Here is a 17,151-nt window from a genome sequence, read left to right as displayed (position 1 = left end):
TGCTTTACCTTTATGTTTTATGTATAATAGACAATGTTGGTCTTTGACTGCGATGATGTGGAAGGTTGCTGACACACCCGGCCGCTTTGCCATGGCGAGTGTGTGGGAAATTTTCACTGAGAATGTCTATTTTGAAAATAGGCGAATAAAGGAGGGAAAATAATGGCAAAACAAAAAATTCGTATCCGTCTTAAAGCGTATGATCACAGAATCCTTGATCAATCAGCAGAGAAAATCGTTGAAACAGCAAAACGTTCTGGTGCGGCAGTTTCTGGTCCGATTCCGTTACCAACTGAAAAATCTGTTTACACAATTCTTCGTGCGGTTCATAAGTACAAAGATTCTCGTGAGCAATTCGAAATGCGGACACATAAGCGTCTAATCGACATCGTTAACCCAACTCCACAAACAGTTGATGCGTTAATGCGTTTAGATTTACCATCTGGTGTTGATATCGAAATTAAACTTTAATCAAATAAACATTTAAAAAAATAGGAGGTGTGACTTACATGACCAAAGGAATCTTAGGAAGAAAAATTGGTATGACTCAAGTATTTGCAGAAAACGGACACTTAATTCCAGTAACTGTTGTTGAGGTAGCTCCAAACGTTGTTCTTCAAAAGAAATCTGATGATAGCGATGGATATGTTGCTGTTCAAGTTGGTTTTGAAGACAAGCGTGAAAAGTTAGCTAACAAGCCTGAAAAAGGACATGTTGCGAAAGCAAATACTGCTCCTAAGCGCTTCATTCGCGAATTCCGCGGAGATGACTTAGCAGCATATGAAGTTGGTCAGGAAGTCAAAGTTGATATTTTCGCTGCAGGAGATATCGTAGATGTAACAGGAATTTCAAAAGGTAAAGGTTTCCAAGGCTCAATCAAACGCCACGGACAATCACGCGGCCCTATGGCTCACGGTTCTCGTTATCATCGTCGTCCAGGTTCAATGGGACCTGTTGCTCCAAACCGTGTATTCAAAGGTAAAGCATTACCAGGACGCATGGGCGGGGAACAAGTTACTGTTCAAAACCTTGAAATTGTTAAAGTTGACACAGAGCGCAACTTACTATTAATCAAAGGTAACGTACCTGGTGCTAAAAAAGCATTATTAAAAATCAAAGGTGCGGTTAAAGCATAATTCACTTTGTAAGAAAGGAGGAACAAAGGAATGCCTAAAGTAGCATTATTAAACCAAAACGGTTCACAAGTTGGAGATATCGAACTTAATGATTCAGTTTTTGGTATTGAGCCTAACCAACACGTATTATTTGAAGCAATTGTTATGCAAAGAGCTTCTTTACGTCAAGGAACTCATAAAACAAAAGTTCGTTCAGAAGTAGCAGGCGGTGGCCGTAAGCCATGGCGTCAAAAAGGAACAGGACGTGCTCGTCAAGGTTCCATCCGTTCACCACAATGGCGCGGAGGTGGTACTGTATTTGGTCCAACACCACGCAGCTACAGCTACAAATTACCGAAAAAAGTTCGCCGTTTAGCGATCAAATCTGCACTTTCATCTAAAGTGTTAGACGAAAATATCTTGGTACTTGAAAGCCTAGCTTTTGATGCACCGAAAACAAAAGAATTCAAATCAGTATTAGGTGGCCTTTCTGTTGAGAAGAAAGCACTAATCGTTACTGCTGACCTTGATGAAAACGTAGCATTATCTGCTCGTAACATCCCTGGTGTAACAGTTGTAACAGCTGATGGAATCAACGTTTTAGACGTTGTAAATCATGATAAGTTAATCATGACTAAAGCAGCGGTTGAAAAAGTAGAGGAGGTGCTTGCATAATGGATGCACGCGATATCATTAAGCGCCCCGTTATCACTGAACGGTCTACTGACCTAATGTCTGAAAAGAAATATACGTTTGAAGTTGATGTTAGAGCTAATAAAACACAAGTTAAAGATGCGATTGAAGAAATCTTTGGCGTAGATGTTGAAAAAGTAAACATCATGAACTATAAAGGTAAATTCAAGCGTATGGGAAAATTCGGCGGTTACACTAACAAGCGTCGTAAAGCAATTGTTAAATTAACTGCTGATAGCAAAGAAATCGAAATCTTTGAAGCATAAGAAGCTATCAAGAAGAGGAGGGAAATAATATGGCGATTAAAAAGTACAAACCTACCTCCAATGGTCGTCGTGGAATGACAGTTTCTGATTTCGCTGAAATCACAACTAGCACTCCAGAGAAATCTCTATTAGCTCCATTAAAGAGCAAAGGCGGCCGTAATAACCAAGGTAAGTTAACTGTTCGTCATCAAGGTGGCGGCCATAAGCGTCAATATCGTTTAATTGACTTTAAACGTAACAAAGATGGCATTCCAGGACGCGTTGCTACAATTGAATACGATCCAAACCGTTCTGCAAATATTGCCTTAATTAATTATTTAGACGGAGAAAAGCGTTATATCTTAGCTCCTAAAAACTTAGAAGTTGGTATGGAAATCGTGTCTGGTCCTGAGGCTGACATTAAAGTGGGTAACGCACTTCCATTAGCTAACATTCCAGTTGGTACAGTAGTACACAACATCGAATTAAAACCAGGTAAAGGCGGACAGCTAGTTCGTTCTGCAGGAACATCTGCTCAAGTACTTGGTAAAGAAGGTAAATACGTACTAGTACGTTTAACTTCTGGTGAAACTCGTATGATCCTTGCTGAGTGCCGTGCTTCAATCGGTCAAGTTGGTAACGAGCAGCACGAACTTATTAATATTGGTAAAGCAGGTCGTTCACGCTGGTTAGGCAAGCGTCCAACTGTACGTGGATCTGTTATGAACCCTAACGATCACCCACATGGTGGTGGTGAAGGACGTTCACCAATCGGACGTAAGTCACCAATGTCTCCTTGGGGTAAACCAACTCTTGGATACAAGACTCGTAAGAAGAAAAATAAGTCAGATAAGTTTATCGTACGTCGTCGTAAAAAATAACGGGACTAACCTACGGTTCATGAGTAGAACCGTAGTACAGTCACGAAGGGAGGTTCCTTCATGGGTCGCAGCTTGAAAAAAGGACCATTTGTTGATGATCATTTAATGGTTAAGGTCGAAAAGTTAAATGAAACTGAGAGTAAACAAGTTATTAAAACTTGGTCTCGACGTTCTACGATCTTCCCACAATTTATCGGCCACACTATCGCAGTTTATGATGGTCGCAAACATGTGCCTGTATATGTTACTGAAGACATGGTAGGACACAAGCTTGGAGAATTCGCTCCAACACGTGCTTACAAAGGCCATGGTAATGATGACAAGAAAACAAGACGTTAAGAGAGGAGGGCATCCAAATGCAAGCTAAAGCTGTTGCAAGAACAGTTCGTATTGCTCCTCGTAAAGCACGTTTAGTCGTTGATTTAATCCGAGGTAAGCAAGTTGGTGAAGCGGTGGCGATTTTAAATCTCACTCCTAAGGCTGCTTCTCCAATCGTGGAAAAAGTACTAAAATCTGCTATGGCAAACGCTGAGCACAACTATGAAATGGACGTTAACAATCTAGTTGTTGCACAAGCATTCGTCGACGAAGGACCAACCTTAAAACGTTTCCGTCCTCGTGCTATGGGCCGTGCAAGCCAAATTAACAAGCGCACAAGCCACATTACAATCGTATTAACAGAAAAGAAGGAGGGATAAGCTGTGGGTCAAAAAGTAAATCCAGTCGGTTTGCGTATCGGAATCATCCGTGATTGGGAATCAAAGTGGTACGCAGGTAAAGACTTCGCTGATCTTTTACACGAAGACCTTAAAGTTCGTGAGTATATCACGAAGCGTTTAAAAGATGCTTCTGTTTCTAAAGTAGAAATCGAACGTGCGGCTAACCGTGTGAATGTAACTGTTCATACTGCGAAACCTGGTATGGTTATCGGTAAAGGCGGTACTGAAGTAGAAGCACTTCGTAAAGCTCTAAATCAATTAACTGGCAAACGCGTTCACATCAACATCCTTGAAATCAAGAGAGCTGACGTTGATGCTAAACTAGTTGCTGAAAATATTGCTCGTCAATTAGAAAACCGTGTATCTTTCCGTCGTGCACAAAAGCAAGCTATCCAACGTGCTATGCGTGCAGGTGCAAAGGGTATTAAAACAATGGTATCTGGTCGTTTAGGCGGAGCTGATATCGCTCGTTCTGAACACTATAGCGAAGGTACTGTTCCACTTCACACACTTCGTGCAGATATCGACTATGCTACAGCTGAAGCTGATACTACTTATGGTAAGCTAGGCGTTAAAGTATGGATCTATAAGGGAGAAGTCCTTCCTACTAAGAAGAAAAATGCGGAAGGAGGCAAATAATTATGTTATTGCCAAAACGCGTAAAATATCGCCGTCAACACCGTGGAAAGATGCGCGGTCAAGCTAAAGGCGGTACTGAAGTAACATTCGGTGAATACGGCCTACAAGCTTTAGAAGCTTCTTGGATTACAAACCGTCAGATTGAAGCAGCTCGTATTGCGATGACTCGTTACATGAAACGTGGCGGTAAAGTTTGGATTAAAATTTTCCCTCACAAGCCTTACACTGCTAAACCGCTAGAAGTTCGGATGGGTTCCGGTAAAGGTGCTCCTGAAGGATGGGTAGCTGTTGTAAAGCCAGGAAAAATCATGTTTGAAATCGCTGGTGTTTCTGAGGAAATCGCACGTGAAGCACTTCGTCTTGCAATGCACAAACTTCCAGTTAAATGTAAGTTTGTAAAACGTGAAGAAATTGGTGGTGAATCAAGTGAAAGCTAATGAACTACGTGAACTTACCACTGCTGAAATTGAACAAAAAGTTAAATCTCTAAAAGAAGAACTTTTCAACCTTCGCTTTCAATTGGCGACAGGACAACTTGAAAACACAGCTCGTATTCGTGAAGTACGCAAATCGATTGCTCGCATGAAGACAGTTGTTCGTGAAAGAGAAATCAGCGTTAACAAGTAATTATCCGAGAGGAGGTTCACACAATGAGTGAACGTAACCAGCGCAAAGTTTACACTGGACGCGTTGTTTCTGACAAAATGGATAAAACCGTTACTGTACTAGTAGAAACACATAAAAAGCATCCTTTATATGGTAAACGCGTGAAATACTCTAAAAAGTTTAAAGCTCATGATGAGCAAAACGAAGCAAAGATCGGCGATGTAGTACGCATCATGGAAACTCGCCCACTTTCAGCTACTAAACGTTTCCGTTTAGTTGAAATCGTAGAAAAAGCAGTTATTATTTAATTGTTCGGATAAGCTTCATTCCGAAGGGAGGTTACACACATGATTCAACAAGAATCACGTTTAAAAGTTGCTGACAACTCTGGTGCTCGTGAAGTACTTACGATTAAAGTTCTTGGTGGTTCTGGTCGCAAAACTGCTGGTATTGGTGATGTGATCGTTTGTACAGTAAAACAAGCAACACCAGGTGGCGTTGTTAAAAAAGGTGACGTTGTTAAGGCTGTTATTGTTCGTACAAAGAGCGGTGCGCGTCGTCCCGATGGTTCTTACATTCGTTTCGATGAAAACGCATGTGTCATTATTAAAGATGATAAAAGCCCTCGTGGAACTCGTATCTTCGGACCAGTTGCCCGCGAACTTCGCGACAACAACTTTATGAAAATCGTTTCTTTAGCTCCAGAAGTATTATAATTTTAAAATTAATTGCCTTTAAGGAGGTGCGCACAGATGCATGTAAAAAAAGGTGATAAAGTAAGAGTCATCTCTGGTAAGGATAAAGGCAAAACAGGTGTAATCCTGGCTGCTTATCCAAAAGATAACCGTGTAGTGGTTGAAGGTGTAAACATTGTGAAAAAACACTCTAAGCCATCTCAAGTGAATCCACAAGGCGGTATCATTAACTTTGAGGCTCCTATCCATGTATCAAACGTAATGCCTATCGATCCTAAAACAGGTAACCCAACTCGTGTAGGTTACACAACGGTTGATGGCAAAAAAGTACGCGTAGCAAAATCCGGTGAAGTATTAGATAAATAGTTTATAAAAGAAGGGAGGTACAATGAATGAACCGCCTAAAAGAAAAATTTGTTAAAGAAGTAACACCTGCTCTAATGAGCAAGTTCAACTATAAATCAGTTATGGAAGTTCCAAAACTTGAGAAAATCGTAATCAACATGGGTGTAGGTGACGCAGTTGCAAATGCTAAAGCACTTGACAATGCTGTTGAGGAGCTAGCTACTATTACTGGTCAAAAGCCAGTTGTAACTCGTGCGAAGAAATCTATCGCTGGTTTCCGTCTTCGTGAAGGTATGCCAATCGGTGCAAAGGTTACACTTCGCGGTGAGCGCATGTACGAATTCTTGGATAAATTAGTTTCCGTTTCTTTACCTCGTGTACGTGACTTCCGTGGTGTTTCTAAGAAAGCATTTGATGGTCGCGGTAACTACACTTTAGGTATTAAAGAACAATTAATCTTCCCTGAAATTGATTACGATAAAGTAAGCAAAGTTCGTGGTATGGATATCGTTATCGTAACGACAGCAAACACTGATGAAGAATCACGTGAACTTTTAACTCAATTTGGAATGCCATTCCAAAAGTAATCGTTAAATAAGGGAGGCGAAAACGTGGCTAAAAAGTCAATGATTGCGAAACAACAACGCACGCCTAAATTCAAAGTACAAGAGTACACTCGCTGCGAACGTTGCGGACGTCCACACTCTGTATACCGTAAATTTAAGCTTTGCCGTATTTGTTTCCGTGAATTAGCATACAAAGGACAAATTCCTGGTGTTAAAAAAGCTAGCTGGTAAAACTAGAAGTTGGGAAGGAGGTAAAAATAATGGTCATGACAGATCCTATTGCTGATATGCTTACTCGCATTCGTAATGCGAACATGGTACGTCACGAAAAATTAGAAGTGCCTGCTTCTAATTTAAAGAAAGAAATCGCTGAAATTCTGAAGCGCGAAGGTTTCGTTCGTGATGTAGAGTTTATCGAAGACAACAAACAAGGTATCATCCGTATCTTCTTAAAGTACGGTGCAAATAACGAACGTGTTATTACTGGTCTTAAGCGCATAAGCAAGCCTGGACTTCGAGTTTACGCTAAATCAAATGAGGTACCACGTGTACTTAACGGACTTGGTATTGCATTAGTTTCAACATCAACTGGTGTTGTTACCGATAAAGAAGCTCGTGCAAAACAAATCGGCGGCGAAGTTCTAGCATACGTTTGGTAATTAAGTTTTTGAATGAATGGAGGTGCACTAAATGTCTCGCGTAGGAAAAAAACCAATCGAAATTCCAGCAGGAGTTACGGTTACTTTAAACAACAATACTGTGACTGTTAAAGGACCTAAAGGCGAACTTACTCGTACTTTTAATCCTGATATGTCAATTAACGTAGAAGAAAACACTGTAACAATTACTCGTCCATCTGACGTAAAAGAACACCGCGCATTACATGGTACTACTCGTGCCGTGATCGCAAACATGATCGAAGGTGTTTCTACTGGCTTCACAAGAGGCTTAGAGTTAATCGGGGTTGGTTATCGTGCTCAAAAGCAAGGTAACAAGCTTGTATTAAACGTTGGTTACTCACATCCAGTTGAAATTGAACCTGAAGCTGGCCTTGAAATCGAGGTACCTGCTAATACTAAAATTGTTATTAAAGGTACTGACAAAGAACGTGTTGGTGCATTAGCAGCCAACATCCGTCAAGTTCGTCCTCCAGAGCCATATAAAGGCAAAGGAATTCGTTACGAAGGTGAATTCGTTCGTCGTAAAGAGGGTAAAACCGGTAAGTAATGCCGCATAAGTAAACGAAAGGAGTGACGTAAATGATTACGAAGCAAGATAAGAACGCTACTCGCAAGAAAAGACACGCTCGTGTTCGTGCGAAACTTAGCGGTACTTCTGCTCGTCCACGTCTAAATGTGTACCGTTCAAATAAACACATTTATGCTCAATTAATCGATGACATGAATGGAGTCACTTTAGCAAGTGCCTCTACAATAGAAAAAGATTTCGCTCTTGAATCTACAAGTAATCTTGAAGCTGCAAAAGCGGTCGGTGAATTAGTCGCTAAACGTGCGGTTGAAAAAGGTATCACTGCTGTGGTCTTTGACCGTGGGGGATACCTATATCACGGACGTGTGCAAGCACTGGCTGATGCAGCCCGTGAGAACGGCTTACAATTTTAATAGACAAAGGAGGGACACAAAAAGATGCGTCGTATTGATCCAAACAAACTTGAACTAGAAGAACGCGTAGTAACCGTTAACCGTGTTGCGAAAGTTGTTAAAGGTGGACGTCGTTTCCGTTTCACTGCTCTTGTAGTAGTTGGAGATAAAAACGGTCATGTAGGTTTCGGAACTGGTAAAGCTCAAGAAGTTCCAGATGCAATCCGTAAAGCTATCGAAGATGCAAAGAAAAATTTAATCGAAGTACCAATGGTTGGAACTACAATTCCTCACCAAGTAATTGGACGTTTTGGTGCTGGCGAAATTCTCTTAAAACCTGCTTCTGAAGGTACTGGAGTTATCGCTGGAGGACCGGTTCGTGCTGTCCTAGAATTAGGCGGTGTTGCTGACATCCTTTCTAAATCATTAGGAACTAACACTCCGATTAACATGGTTCGCGCAACAATTGATGGTTTAACACAATTAAAACGTGCTGAGGACGTAGCTAAATTACGTGGTAAATCAGTAGAAGAACTGTTAGGATAAGGGGGGAATTCAAATGGCGAAACTTTTAATTACCCTCAACCGCAGCGTAATTGGTCGCCCTGAGGACCAACGTGAAACAGTTAAAGCGCTAGGTTTACGTAAATTAAATCAAACAGTTGAGCATCAAGATAACGCTGCTATTCGCGGTATGATCAACAAAGTTGCTCACCTTGTAACAGTTAAAGAACAATAATTTATTGTTTTCTTTCATAAGGAGGTGCCAATATGAAACTTCATGAATTAAAGCCTGCCGAAGGTTCTCGTCAAGAACGCAAGCGTTTAGGCCGTGGAATCGGTTCTGGTCAAGGTAAAACAGCAGGTAAAGGTCATAAAGGTCAAAACGCTCGTTCTGGCGGCGGTGTACGCTTAGGTTTTGAAGGTGGTCAAACACCTTTATTCCGTCGTTTACCAAAACGTGGTTTTACCAATATCAACCGTAAAGAGTATGCTGTTGTCAATCTTGATGCTTTAAATCGCTTTGAAGAAGGTACAGAAGTTACTCCAGAACTTCTTATCGAAACAGGCGTTGTAAGTAACGAAAAAGCAGGAATTAAGATTCTTGCAAAAGGGAACGTAGAGAAAAAGTTGACTGTTAAAGCTCACAAATTCTCCTCTGCTGCTAAGGAAGCTATCGAAGCTGCTGGTGGAACTACTGAGGTGATCTAATGTTCCAGACAATCTCCAATTTTATGCGCGTGGGTGAGATAAGACGTAAAATAATATTCACCCTTTTAATGTTAGTCGTTTTTCGACTAGGTACATTTATTCCTGTACCGAATGTAAATGCTGATGTACTTGCTAATCAAGATAAGCTAAGTGTTTTCGGTATCCTTAATACCTTTGGAGGTGGAGCATTAAAACAATTCTCCATCTTTGCAATGGGTATTATGCCATATATCACTGCTTCGATTATCATTCAGCTTTTACAAATGGACGTAGTTCCGAAGTTTACAGAATGGTCCAAGCAAGGTGAATCGGGCCGTCGTAAGATTGCTCAATTTACCCGATACTTTACTGTTGTGCTTGGATTTATCCAAGCATTAGGTATGTCCTACGGATTTAATAATCTAGCCAGCGGACAATTGATTGAGAATCCAGGTGTTGGTACGTATCTATTAATTGCGGTTACCTTAACTGCCGGAACATCATTCTTAATGTGGCTTGGCGAGCAAATTACTGAAAAAGGTGTTGGAAATGGAATTTCCATTATCATCTTTGCAGGGATTGCTGCTGGGATTCCATCAACTGTTAATCAAATTTATGTTCAACAGTTTGAGAATGCCGGTGAAGCATTATTCTTACGTATTGTGACGGTTGTATTAATCGTGATTGCGATTATTGCGATTGTTGTAGGAGTTATCTTCATTCAACAAGCAAATCGTAAAATACCAATTCAATATGCAAAACGTATGGTTGCAGGTCGTAATCCTGTAGGCGGACAGTCTACTCATATGCCGTTAAAGGTTAACGCTGCAGGTGTTATCCCAGTTATCTTTGCGGTATCTTTCATTGTAACGCCAAGAACCATTGCATCATTCTTTCCAACTAATGATGTAACATTGTGGATTACAAGAAATCTTGACTATACTCATCCTATTGGGATGACGTTATATGCCATTTTAATTATCGCGTTCACATATTTCTATGCTTTTATCCAAGTTAACCCAGAACAAGCAGCGGAAAACTTACAAAAGCAGAGCGGCTATATTCCTGGTATTCGTCCAGGAAAAAGTACGCAGGAATACTTAACTCGCGTCTTATACCGTTTAACCTTTGTTGGTGCTCTTTTCCTTACCATTATTGCGATACTTCCTACTATTTTTATAAAATTAGCGAATTTACCGCAATCGGCTCAAATTGGTGGAACAAGCTTGTTAATCGTAATCGGTGTTGCACTGGATACGTATAAACAACTTGAGGCACAGCTAGTTAAACGTCATTATAAAGGCTTTATAAAATAGGTTTTTAGGGACCTTTGGCCCCTAAAAACCCATTTAAAGCACGAGGGGGAACACGTGTGAATTTAGTATTAATGGGGCTTCCAGGTGCCGGAAAAGGCACACAAGCTGAAAGAATCGTCGAACAATACGGCATCCCTCATATCTCTACAGGAGATATGTTCCGTGCAGCGATGAAAGAAGGAACAGAACTAGGTATACAGGCTAAATCATTCATGGATAAAGGCGAACTTGTTCCCGATGAGGTAACTATTGGTATTGTTCGTGAACGACTTAGTAAAGAAGATTGTCAAAAGGGCTTCCTTTTAGATGGATTTCCTAGAACTGTACCTCAAGCTGAGGCTTTGGAAAATCTACTAACTGATTTAAATAAAAAGATTGACTATTGTTTAAATATCAATGTTGATAAAAGTATTTTAATGGATCGTTTGACTGGACGTCGGATTTGTAAAGTGTGTGGTTCAACATACCATCTAATCTTTAATCCTCCTGCAAAAGAGGGAACTTGCGACAAATGTGGCGGGGAACTGTACCAACGTGCGGATGATAATGCTGAAACTGTTCAAAATCGCTTAGATATTAATATCAAACAACAAGAACCATTACTTACTTTTTATGAAACAAAAGGCTATCTTCGTAACATTGATGGCCAGCAAGATATAAAGAAAGTATTTGCTGATATTCAACAGATACTTGAGGAATTACGTTAATGGTCATTGGTACCAATGTGCGAGCGACTCTCGACAACTCTTCCATTAGATCTAAAAGTATGTGCTAGAAAATTGCTTTTCTATAGTACTGAGTATGTAGAACCGAGAGTTGGGCAAGACTTACAGAGGAATTACTTATTCTTGCATATGTAGAAAAAAGTTGCGGACAGAAGACGAACAATATGGTAATATTATAAGGTTGCTAATGTTGAACGAATGATAGTTTTGCAATAGATTTTCGAACACTATTTTTGATTAAAGAAGGGAGACGAGACGATGGCCAAAGATGATGTTATTGAAATTGAAGGTAAAGTACTAGAAACTTTGCCAAATGCGATGTTTAAGGTAGAATTAGAAAATGGTCATACAGTGCTGGCTCATGTTTCTGGTAAAATTCGTATGCATTTCATTCGGATTCTTCCAGGAGACAAAGTAACAGTTGAGCTTTCTCCATATGACTTAACACGCGGAAGAATTACCTACCGCTTCAAATAAACTGCTTGCTTGCACTCCGTACTATTAAGGAGGTTAGGATAATGAAAGTAAGACCATCTGTCAAACCGATCTGCGAAAAGTGCAAAGTTATCCGTAGACGCGGAAAAGTTATGGTTATCTGTGAAAACCCTAAACATAAACAAAAACAAGGTTAATTTTAAGGAGGTGCGCTCATTATGGCACGTATTGCTGGTGTAGATATTCCACGTGAAAAGCGTGTAGTTATCTCTTTGACTTACATTTATGGTATTGGTAAAGCTACTGCACAAAAGGTATTAGCTGAAGCTGGTGTTTCAGAAAATACTCGTGTACGTGATCTAACTGAAGACGAATTAAACAAAATCCGTGACATCCTCGACAGATTAAAAGTCGAAGGTGATCTTCGCCGTGAAATTTCTCTTAACATTAAGCGTTTAATGGAAATCGGCTGCTACCGCGGATTACGTCATCGTCGTGGTTTACCGGTTCGTGGACAAAATACGAAAAACAACGCTCGTACACGCAAAGGTCCTCGTAAGACTGTTGCGAACAAGAAGAAGTAATCGGCAAAGGAGGTTAATTTAAATGGCTCGTAAAACTAATACACGTAAACGTCGTGTTAAAAAGAATATTGAATCTGGTATCGCTCATATCCGTTCAACATTTAACAATACTATTGTAACTATTACTGATGTTCATGGTAATGCAATTTCATGGTCAAGTGCAGGTGCGCTTGGATTTAGAGGTTCTCGTAAATCTACTCCATTCGCAGCGCAAATGGCAGCTGAAACTGCAGCTAAAACTTCTATCGAACATGGTATGAAAACTTTAGAAGTTACCGTTAAAGGACCTGGTGCTGGCCGTGAAGCTGCGATTCGTGCTCTTCAAGCTGCTGGTCTAGAAGTAACTGCTATTAAAGACGTTACACCTGTTCCTCATAATGGATGCCGTCCGCCAAAACGTCGTCGTGTTTAATTTTTCTGTATAGAATTCTTATCATATGTCTATAATGGGATATGATATTAATTATTTGCACTAATACAGAATATTTTATTCCAGTTGTTGTGCACAAAACGGGAACGTATACATGGGGGAATTTCAGTTAGGAATACCTAATGAAGTTTCGACGTTTTGAAGGAGGGTTATTTGATGATCGAAATAGAAAAACCAAAAATCGAAACGATTGAGATCAACGATGATGCCAAGTACGGTAAGTTCGTCGTAGAGCCACTTGAGCGTGGATATGGTACCACTTTGGGTAACTCCTTACGTCGTATCCTATTATCTTCACTCCCAGGTGCCGCTGTTACATCGATTCAAATCGATGGGGTACTTCATGAGTTCTCAACAATTGAAGGCGTCGTAGAGGATGTAACATCCATCATTTTAAACATTAAAAAATTGGCTTTAAAAATCTACTCTGATGAAGAGAAAACTCTTGAAATTGATGTTCAAGGTGAAGGACCTGTTAAGGCTAGCAGCATTACCCATGACAGTGATGTTGAGATCTTAAATCCAGACCTTCATATTGCTACAATGGCTACAAATGGACATCTTCGTATGCGTCTAACCGCTAGACGTGGTCGTGGATATACACCGGCTGAACAGAACAAAAGAGAAGATCAACCGATTGGTGTTATTCCGATTGACTCTATTTATACGCCAATTTCACGTGTTTCTTATCAAGTAGAAAATACTCGTGTAGGTCAATTATCTAATTTTGATAAGCTAACGCTTGATGTTTGGACAGATGGAAGCACTGGGCCAAAAGAAGCGATTGCTCTTGGTTCGAAAATTTTGACCGAGCATTTGAATATTTTCGTAGGTTTAACCGACGAAGCCCAAAATGCTGAAATTATGATTGAAAAAGAAGAAGATCAAAAAGAAAAAGTTCTTGAAATGACTATTGAAGAACTAGACCTTTCTGTTCGTTCTTATAACTGCTTAAAGCGTGCTGGAATCAACACTGTTCAGGAACTAGCTAATAAAACTGAAGAAGATATGATGAAAGTTCGTAACTTAGGCCGCAAATCACTCGAAGAAGTGAAGGCAAAACTAGAAGAGCTTGGATTAGGCTTACGTAAAGACGACTAGTCAAGCGTAGCTGATATCTGTTTTATGACTTCAACAAAGGAGGGAACCCTTCATGGCATACAGAAAGTTAGGACGCACAAGCGCACAGCGTAAAGCTATGCTACGTGATTTAACTACAGATTTAATTATCAACGAGCGCATCGAAACAACAGAAACTCGTGCGAAAGAACTTCGCTCAACTGTTGAAAAAATGATTACATTAGGTAAGCGCGGAGATCTTCATGCTCGCCGTCAAGCTGCTTCTTACGTTCGTAATGAAGTTGCTAATGCTGAAAATGGTCAAGATGCAGTTCAAAAACTTTTCGCTGATATCGCTCCACGTTACCAAGAGCGTCAAGGTGGATACACTCGTATTATGAAACTTGGACCTCGCCGCGGTGACGGTGCGCCAATGGTTATTATCGAGTTAGTTTAATACACTTTAACAGACAACAAGGGCGCTGGACAGTTTACAAACAAACTTGTTCTTTGCCCTTTTTCTGTAAAGGAAATTTTTATAATTGTTCGACACAAGCCAAACGAGTGTTATGATGAGCGTGACTCTTATCTTAAGAGCCATCAGAGGTCCTTTTTCCCTCTTCGGAATGAAAACCATTTTTGTTTTCTTCTTCACGTCTCGTCTAGCTCATGCACCTCCTCCCATTTCTTTTTAGAAATCCCTTTATTTGCAGTTGAATACGTGCTGCTTAGGGACGAGGTGCAGGCTTTTTTTGTTATATACAAGGTAAAATGATGTTTGCAGCATGTGAGCGGAGAAAAGTTTAGCTAGGAGAATGGGCGATGAAAAAGTCAATTGTATCTCTTAAAGGTGTATCCTTTCAATATGATACACAGGAACGCTATGCCTTGAAAAATGTGAGCTTTGATATTTATGAAGGGGAATGGCTAGCGATTGTTGGACATAATGGGTCCGGTAAATCAACAATGGCGAAATTATTAAATGGTCTTCAGTTTCCCCAGGAAGGCGATATTACCATTGATCATGTCGTGTTGACTGAAGAAACGATTTGGGATGTACGAAAAAAAGTCGGTATGGTTTTTCAAAATCCTGATAACCAATTCGTAGGGACAACGGTTGAGGATGATGTGGCTTTTGGTTTAGAAAATAATGGGGTACCTCGAGAAGAAATGGTGCAACGCGTAGAGGATTCATTAAAAAGGGTAAAAATGGATCAATTTCTATATCAAGAGCCCCACCATCTATCAGGTGGACAGAAGCAGCGTGTAGCGATTGCAGGTGTACTAGCCTTAAGACCGTCCATTATTATTCTTGATGAGGCCACCTCTATGCTAGACCCAAGGGGCCGTGAAGAGGTATTGGAGACTGTACGTCTGCTTAAACAAGAAAAGTCTCTTACTGTCATTTCCATTACCCATGACCTCGATGAGGCCGCCAAAGCTGACCGAATAATTGTCATGAACCAGGGAGAAGTATTTCGTGAGGGAACACCGGAAGAGATTTTTGCCATGGATGAACAATTGATCCAGTTAGGATTGGACATCCCTTTCTCTGTAAAGATGAGCAAAGCTTTCCGTCAAAATGGATTGACACTATCAAAGCACTATTTAACGGAAGAAGAGTTGGTGACAGAGTTATGGACATCTCGCTTCAGCAAGTAGAATACCGATATCAAGCAAATACCCCTTTTGAACGGCTGGCGATTGAAGATGTCTCGATTGATATCCCAGCTGGCACCTACATGGCGATCATTGGTCATACGGGCTCAGGCAAGTCAACGGTCTTGCAGCATTTAAATGCATTGCTGCAGCCCTCCAAGGGGACTGTGAAGATTGGTAGTCATGAAATTAAATCTGGACAGAAAAATAAACATTTAAAGCCTGTCCGACAAAAGGTTGGTATCGTTTTTCAATTCCCAGAGCATCAGTTATTTGAAGAAACGGTGGAAAAGGATATTATTTTTGGACCGATGAATTTTGGAGTATCTGAAACAGAGGCTAAGGAGCGGGCAAGGCTTGCACTAAAACAAGTGGGACTTGCAGAAGAGATCCTACACAAATCACCCTTTGACCTCTCAGGCGGGCAAATGCGGCGTGTGGCCATTGCCGGCGTGCTAGCCATGGAGCCTGATGTGATTGTCTTAGACGAGCCGACAGCAGGGCTAGACCCGCGAGGCCGTAAAGAGATTATGGATATGTTTTTTGAACTTCATAAGGAAAGAAAGCTTTCTACCATATTAGTAACCCATAGTATGGAGGATGCAGCAAGGTATGCGGATCAAATTGTTATCATGCAGCAGGGCAGAGTCGCAAAAAAAGGGACACCAGAGGAAATCTTCTCAGCCCCGGCTGAATTAGTACAAATGGGTCTTGATGTTCCGGAAGTGGTTCGCTTTCAGTTGAAACTAGAAAAACAAACAGGTATGAAGTTAGACAAATTTTATCTCACGATTGAAGAGTTATCGTCAAAGGTTGCTGAGGTTTTAAGCAGGGGTGTTCACTCATGATGGAAAAAATGATTTTTGGCCGTTATGTCCCTGCTGATTCGACTATTCACAAAATGGATCCTCGTTCAAAACTATTAATTATCTTTCTATTTGTTTGTATTATCTTTTTTGCTAATAACTGGATTACTTATGTACTTATAGGTATTTATACTTTTTATATGCTAGGCATGTCGAGGATTCCCGTCCGCTTTTTATATGGCGGCCTTAAGCCGGTCATATGGCTTGTTTTATTTACGTTAGTACTGCAGTTGTTTTTTACAAAGCAGGGTGACCTTCTATTTAAATGGGGTCCTTTGGAGATTTATGAAGAGGGAGTAAGACAGGGGATTTTTATTTCACTAAGATTCTTTTTCTTAATTCTCATGACTTCTTTATTAACACTAACAACTAGTCCAATCGAAATTACTGATGGGATGGAAACTCTATTAAATCCGTTGAAGAAGGTCCGGTTTCCGGTCCATGAGATGGCGTTGATGATGTCTATTTCCCTACGGTTTATTCCAACGCTGATGCAGGAAACCGATAAGATTATGAAAGCGCAAATTGCGCGTGGAGTGGAGTTTGACAGCGGTCCAATTAAGGAACGGGTAAAGGCAGTTATTCCACTCTTGATTCCTTTGTTTGTCAGTGCCTTTAAGCGGGCGGAGGAGCTGGCCATTGCGATGGAGGCACGAGGCTATCGCGGCGGTGAAGGAAGGACAAAGTACCGTCAGCTGAGCTGGAGGCCAGTGGATACGCTTCAAATTCTTTTATTAGTTGTATTAACTGCCTTACTTATCCTATTACGGTCATAATGGAG

The 17,151-nt window shown here is 40.6% G+C and carries 32 protein-coding genes; all 32 read left to right on the top strand.

The features are described 5' to 3' along the window. The first annotated feature begins 162 nt into the window (after positions 1 to 162). A complete protein-coding gene (rpsJ, locus tag J7E81_RS26395; protein ID WP_007085291.1) occupies positions 163 to 471 on the top strand; it encodes a 30S ribosomal protein S10 in 309 nt (102 codons plus the stop codon). Between the two features lie 38 nt (positions 472 to 509). Further along, on the top strand, positions 510 to 1,136 hold the full coding sequence (gene rplC / locus J7E81_RS26390; protein ID WP_215047093.1) for a 50S ribosomal protein L3: 627 nt from the start codon (positions 510 to 512) through the stop codon (positions 1,134 to 1,136). A gap of 30 nt (positions 1,137 to 1,166) precedes the next feature. Then, on the top strand, positions 1,167 to 1,790 hold the full coding sequence (gene rplD, locus J7E81_RS26385) for a 50S ribosomal protein L4 (protein ID WP_215047091.1): 624 nt from the start codon (positions 1,167 to 1,169) through the stop codon (positions 1,788 to 1,790). Beyond that, positions 1,787 to 2,074, top strand: a complete 288-nt coding sequence (rplW, locus tag J7E81_RS26380) for a 50S ribosomal protein L23 (RefSeq protein ID WP_215047152.1) — start codon at positions 1,787 to 1,789, stop codon at positions 2,072 to 2,074. The genes rplD and rplW overlap by 4 nt, the downstream gene beginning before the upstream one ends. 29 nt (positions 2,075 to 2,103) lie before the next feature. After that, positions 2,104 to 2,934: a 50S ribosomal protein L2 gene (rplB, locus tag J7E81_RS26375; protein WP_215047089.1), complete on the top strand. Its 831-nt coding sequence runs from the start codon at positions 2,104 to 2,106 to the stop codon at positions 2,932 to 2,934. A 60-nt stretch (positions 2,935 to 2,994) separates the two neighbouring features. After that, positions 2,995 to 3,273: a 30S ribosomal protein S19 gene (rpsS, locus tag J7E81_RS26370; RefSeq protein WP_026565526.1), complete on the top strand. Its 279-nt coding sequence runs from the start codon at positions 2,995 to 2,997 to the stop codon at positions 3,271 to 3,273. 17 nt (positions 3,274 to 3,290) lie between these two features. Next, positions 3,291 to 3,632: a 50S ribosomal protein L22 gene (rplV, locus tag J7E81_RS26365; RefSeq protein WP_098533214.1), complete on the top strand. Its 342-nt coding sequence runs from the start codon at positions 3,291 to 3,293 to the stop codon at positions 3,630 to 3,632. Between the two features lie 3 nt (positions 3,633 to 3,635). Next, positions 3,636 to 4,292 carry a 30S ribosomal protein S3 gene (gene rpsC, locus J7E81_RS26360; RefSeq protein ID WP_098533212.1) on the top strand — a complete coding sequence of 219 codons (657 nt, stop codon included), beginning with the start codon at positions 3,636 to 3,638 and terminating at the stop codon, positions 4,290 to 4,292. Between the two features lie 2 nt (positions 4,293 to 4,294). Continuing rightward, the gene (rplP, locus tag J7E81_RS26355; RefSeq protein ID WP_098533210.1) at positions 4,295 to 4,729 is read left to right on the top strand and encodes a 50S ribosomal protein L16; all 435 of its coding nucleotides are present in this window, start codon (positions 4,295 to 4,297) and stop codon (positions 4,727 to 4,729) included. Then, on the top strand, positions 4,719 to 4,919 hold the full coding sequence (gene rpmC, locus J7E81_RS26350; RefSeq protein WP_098533209.1) for a 50S ribosomal protein L29: 201 nt from the start codon (positions 4,719 to 4,721) through the stop codon (positions 4,917 to 4,919). Before rplP ends, rpmC begins: the two co-directional genes overlap by 11 nt. Positions 4,920 to 4,942: 23 nt before the next feature. Beyond that, positions 4,943 to 5,206, top strand: coding sequence for a 30S ribosomal protein S17 (rpsQ, locus tag J7E81_RS26345; RefSeq protein WP_066094707.1), 264 nt, complete (start codon positions 4,943 to 4,945; stop codon positions 5,204 to 5,206). A 39-nt stretch (positions 5,207 to 5,245) separates the two neighbouring features. Then, positions 5,246 to 5,614 carry a 50S ribosomal protein L14 gene (gene rplN, locus J7E81_RS26340; protein WP_034676100.1) on the top strand — a complete coding sequence of 123 codons (369 nt, stop codon included), beginning with the start codon at positions 5,246 to 5,248 and terminating at the stop codon, positions 5,612 to 5,614. A 36-nt stretch (positions 5,615 to 5,650) separates the two neighbouring features. Further along, the gene (gene rplX / locus J7E81_RS26335) at positions 5,651 to 5,959 is read left to right on the top strand and encodes a 50S ribosomal protein L24 (RefSeq protein WP_215047087.1); all 309 of its coding nucleotides are present in this window, start codon (positions 5,651 to 5,653) and stop codon (positions 5,957 to 5,959) included. 26 nt (positions 5,960 to 5,985) lie between these two features. Next, entirely contained in the window at positions 5,986 to 6,525 is a 540-nt protein-coding gene (rplE, locus tag J7E81_RS26330; RefSeq protein ID WP_098533207.1) for a 50S ribosomal protein L5, read from the top strand. Between the two features lie 24 nt (positions 6,526 to 6,549). Continuing rightward, entirely contained in the window at positions 6,550 to 6,735 is a 186-nt protein-coding gene (gene rpsN, locus J7E81_RS26325) for a 30S ribosomal protein S14 (RefSeq protein WP_007085277.1), read from the top strand. Positions 6,736 to 6,764: 29 nt separating this feature from the next. Beyond that, positions 6,765 to 7,163, top strand: coding sequence for a 30S ribosomal protein S8 (gene rpsH / locus J7E81_RS26320; protein WP_098533206.1), 399 nt, complete (start codon positions 6,765 to 6,767; stop codon positions 7,161 to 7,163). A gap of 31 nt (positions 7,164 to 7,194) precedes the next feature. Then, a complete protein-coding gene (gene rplF, locus J7E81_RS26315; protein WP_215047085.1) occupies positions 7,195 to 7,731 on the top strand; it encodes a 50S ribosomal protein L6 in 537 nt (178 codons plus the stop codon). Positions 7,732 to 7,763: 32 nt separating this feature from the next. Next, complete coding sequence (gene rplR / locus J7E81_RS26310; protein ID WP_215047083.1) at positions 7,764 to 8,126, top strand: 50S ribosomal protein L18; 363 nt, start codon at positions 7,764 to 7,766, stop codon at positions 8,124 to 8,126. Positions 8,127 to 8,150: 24 nt separating this feature from the next. After that, complete coding sequence (gene rpsE / locus J7E81_RS26305; RefSeq protein WP_215047081.1) at positions 8,151 to 8,651, top strand: 30S ribosomal protein S5; 501 nt, start codon at positions 8,151 to 8,153, stop codon at positions 8,649 to 8,651. Between the two features lie 13 nt (positions 8,652 to 8,664). Then, positions 8,665 to 8,844, top strand: a complete 180-nt coding sequence (rpmD, locus tag J7E81_RS26300; protein WP_098533198.1) for a 50S ribosomal protein L30 — start codon at positions 8,665 to 8,667, stop codon at positions 8,842 to 8,844. A gap of 32 nt (positions 8,845 to 8,876) precedes the next feature. Then, positions 8,877 to 9,317, top strand: coding sequence for a 50S ribosomal protein L15 (gene rplO / locus J7E81_RS26295; RefSeq protein ID WP_215047079.1), 441 nt, complete (start codon positions 8,877 to 8,879; stop codon positions 9,315 to 9,317). Continuing rightward, positions 9,317 to 10,612, top strand: a complete 1,296-nt coding sequence (gene secY / locus J7E81_RS26290; RefSeq protein ID WP_215047077.1) for a preprotein translocase subunit SecY — start codon at positions 9,317 to 9,319, stop codon at positions 10,610 to 10,612. Before rplO ends, secY begins: the two co-directional genes overlap by 1 nt. A gap of 56 nt (positions 10,613 to 10,668) precedes the next feature. Continuing rightward, entirely contained in the window at positions 10,669 to 11,319 is a 651-nt protein-coding gene (locus J7E81_RS26285) for an adenylate kinase (protein ID WP_215047075.1), read from the top strand. A 276-nt stretch (positions 11,320 to 11,595) separates the two neighbouring features. Then, positions 11,596 to 11,814 carry a translation initiation factor IF-1 gene (infA, locus tag J7E81_RS26280; RefSeq protein WP_034676129.1) on the top strand — a complete coding sequence of 73 codons (219 nt, stop codon included), beginning with the start codon at positions 11,596 to 11,598 and terminating at the stop codon, positions 11,812 to 11,814. Positions 11,815 to 11,855: 41 nt separating this feature from the next. After that, positions 11,856 to 11,969: a 50S ribosomal protein L36 gene (rpmJ, locus tag J7E81_RS26275; RefSeq protein WP_000868344.1), complete on the top strand. Its 114-nt coding sequence runs from the start codon at positions 11,856 to 11,858 to the stop codon at positions 11,967 to 11,969. Positions 11,970 to 11,990: 21 nt separating this feature from the next. Continuing rightward, positions 11,991 to 12,356: a 30S ribosomal protein S13 gene (rpsM, locus tag J7E81_RS26270; protein ID WP_215047072.1), complete on the top strand. Its 366-nt coding sequence runs from the start codon at positions 11,991 to 11,993 to the stop codon at positions 12,354 to 12,356. A gap of 22 nt (positions 12,357 to 12,378) precedes the next feature. Beyond that, positions 12,379 to 12,768 carry a 30S ribosomal protein S11 gene (gene rpsK / locus J7E81_RS26265; RefSeq protein ID WP_024027886.1) on the top strand — a complete coding sequence of 130 codons (390 nt, stop codon included), beginning with the start codon at positions 12,379 to 12,381 and terminating at the stop codon, positions 12,766 to 12,768. Between the two features lie 174 nt (positions 12,769 to 12,942). Further along, on the top strand, positions 12,943 to 13,887 hold the full coding sequence (locus tag J7E81_RS26260; RefSeq protein ID WP_215047070.1) for a DNA-directed RNA polymerase subunit alpha: 945 nt from the start codon (positions 12,943 to 12,945) through the stop codon (positions 13,885 to 13,887). A 52-nt stretch (positions 13,888 to 13,939) separates the two neighbouring features. Further along, positions 13,940 to 14,302: a 50S ribosomal protein L17 gene (gene rplQ, locus J7E81_RS26255; protein ID WP_215047068.1), complete on the top strand. Its 363-nt coding sequence runs from the start codon at positions 13,940 to 13,942 to the stop codon at positions 14,300 to 14,302. Between the two features lie 365 nt (positions 14,303 to 14,667). After that, positions 14,668 to 15,507, top strand: coding sequence for an energy-coupling factor ABC transporter ATP-binding protein (locus J7E81_RS26250; RefSeq protein ID WP_215047066.1), 840 nt, complete (start codon positions 14,668 to 14,670; stop codon positions 15,505 to 15,507). Beyond that, the gene (locus J7E81_RS26245) at positions 15,483 to 16,352 is read left to right on the top strand and encodes an energy-coupling factor ABC transporter ATP-binding protein (RefSeq protein ID WP_215047064.1); all 870 of its coding nucleotides are present in this window, start codon (positions 15,483 to 15,485) and stop codon (positions 16,350 to 16,352) included. Before J7E81_RS26250 ends, J7E81_RS26245 begins: the two co-directional genes overlap by 25 nt. Continuing rightward, positions 16,349 to 17,146, top strand: coding sequence for an energy-coupling factor transporter transmembrane component T family protein (locus tag J7E81_RS26240; RefSeq protein WP_215047062.1), 798 nt, complete (start codon positions 16,349 to 16,351; stop codon positions 17,144 to 17,146). Before J7E81_RS26245 ends, J7E81_RS26240 begins: the two co-directional genes overlap by 4 nt. The last annotated feature ends 5 nt before the right edge of the window (positions 17,147 to 17,151 follow it).

Source organism: Bacillus sp. ISL-18 (assembly GCF_018613415.1).
In the GTDB taxonomy this organism is placed as follows: Bacteria; Bacillota; Bacilli; order Bacillales; family Cytobacillaceae; genus Neobacillus.
The sequence above is the reverse complement of the archived record's forward strand: the minus strand, read 5'-3'. Positions and strand labels throughout refer to the sequence as shown.

What these genes read in the sequence shown, in the direction of transcription:
- J7E81_RS26250 (WP_215047066.1), top strand. Translation starts at nt 14,668, where the DNA reads ATGAAAAAGTCAATTGTATCTCTTAAAGGTGTATCCTTTCAATATGAT.
- rplV (WP_098533214.1), top strand. Translation starts at nt 3,291, where the DNA reads ATGCAAGCTAAAGCTGTTGCAAGAACAGTTCGTATTGCTCCTCGTAAA.
- rpsH (WP_098533206.1), top strand. Translation starts at nt 6,765, where the DNA reads ATGGTCATGACAGATCCTATTGCTGATATGCTTACTCGCATTCGTAAT.
- rpsJ (WP_007085291.1), top strand. Translation starts at nt 163, where the DNA reads ATGGCAAAACAAAAAATTCGTATCCGTCTTAAAGCGTATGATCACAGA.
- rplQ (WP_215047068.1), top strand. Translation starts at nt 13,940, where the DNA reads ATGGCATACAGAAAGTTAGGACGCACAAGCGCACAGCGTAAAGCTATG.
- rplP (WP_098533210.1), top strand. Translation starts at nt 4,295, where the DNA reads ATGTTATTGCCAAAACGCGTAAAATATCGCCGTCAACACCGTGGAAAG.
- rplE (WP_098533207.1), top strand. Translation starts at nt 5,986, where the DNA reads ATGAACCGCCTAAAAGAAAAATTTGTTAAAGAAGTAACACCTGCTCTA.
- rplO (WP_215047079.1), top strand. Translation starts at nt 8,877, where the DNA reads ATGAAACTTCATGAATTAAAGCCTGCCGAAGGTTCTCGTCAAGAACGC.
- rplN (WP_034676100.1), top strand. Translation starts at nt 5,246, where the DNA reads ATGATTCAACAAGAATCACGTTTAAAAGTTGCTGACAACTCTGGTGCT.
- secY (WP_215047077.1), top strand. Translation starts at nt 9,317, where the DNA reads ATGTTCCAGACAATCTCCAATTTTATGCGCGTGGGTGAGATAAGACGT.
- rplR (WP_215047083.1), top strand. Translation starts at nt 7,764, where the DNA reads ATGATTACGAAGCAAGATAAGAACGCTACTCGCAAGAAAAGACACGCT.
- rpsQ (WP_066094707.1), top strand. Translation starts at nt 4,943, where the DNA reads ATGAGTGAACGTAACCAGCGCAAAGTTTACACTGGACGCGTTGTTTCT.
- rpsM (WP_215047072.1), top strand. Translation starts at nt 11,991, where the DNA reads ATGGCACGTATTGCTGGTGTAGATATTCCACGTGAAAAGCGTGTAGTT.
- J7E81_RS26260 (WP_215047070.1), top strand. Translation starts at nt 12,943, where the DNA reads ATGATCGAAATAGAAAAACCAAAAATCGAAACGATTGAGATCAACGAT.
- J7E81_RS26245 (WP_215047064.1), top strand. Translation starts at nt 15,483, where the DNA reads ATGGACATCTCGCTTCAGCAAGTAGAATACCGATATCAAGCAAATACC.
- rpsE (WP_215047081.1), top strand. Translation starts at nt 8,151, where the DNA reads ATGCGTCGTATTGATCCAAACAAACTTGAACTAGAAGAACGCGTAGTA.
- infA (WP_034676129.1), top strand. Translation starts at nt 11,596, where the DNA reads ATGGCCAAAGATGATGTTATTGAAATTGAAGGTAAAGTACTAGAAACT.
- rplD (WP_215047091.1), top strand. Translation starts at nt 1,167, where the DNA reads ATGCCTAAAGTAGCATTATTAAACCAAAACGGTTCACAAGTTGGAGAT.
- rplB (WP_215047089.1), top strand. Translation starts at nt 2,104, where the DNA reads ATGGCGATTAAAAAGTACAAACCTACCTCCAATGGTCGTCGTGGAATG.
- rpmD (WP_098533198.1), top strand. Translation starts at nt 8,665, where the DNA reads ATGGCGAAACTTTTAATTACCCTCAACCGCAGCGTAATTGGTCGCCCT.
- rpmJ (WP_000868344.1), top strand. Translation starts at nt 11,856, where the DNA reads ATGAAAGTAAGACCATCTGTCAAACCGATCTGCGAAAAGTGCAAAGTT.
- rpsS (WP_026565526.1), top strand. Translation starts at nt 2,995, where the DNA reads ATGGGTCGCAGCTTGAAAAAAGGACCATTTGTTGATGATCATTTAATG.
- rplF (WP_215047085.1), top strand. Translation starts at nt 7,195, where the DNA reads ATGTCTCGCGTAGGAAAAAAACCAATCGAAATTCCAGCAGGAGTTACG.
- rplX (WP_215047087.1), top strand. Translation starts at nt 5,651, where the DNA reads ATGCATGTAAAAAAAGGTGATAAAGTAAGAGTCATCTCTGGTAAGGAT.
- rplC (WP_215047093.1), top strand. Translation starts at nt 510, where the DNA reads ATGACCAAAGGAATCTTAGGAAGAAAAATTGGTATGACTCAAGTATTT.
- rpsK (WP_024027886.1), top strand. Translation starts at nt 12,379, where the DNA reads ATGGCTCGTAAAACTAATACACGTAAACGTCGTGTTAAAAAGAATATT.
- J7E81_RS26240 (WP_215047062.1), top strand. Translation starts at nt 16,349, where the DNA reads ATGATGGAAAAAATGATTTTTGGCCGTTATGTCCCTGCTGATTCGACT.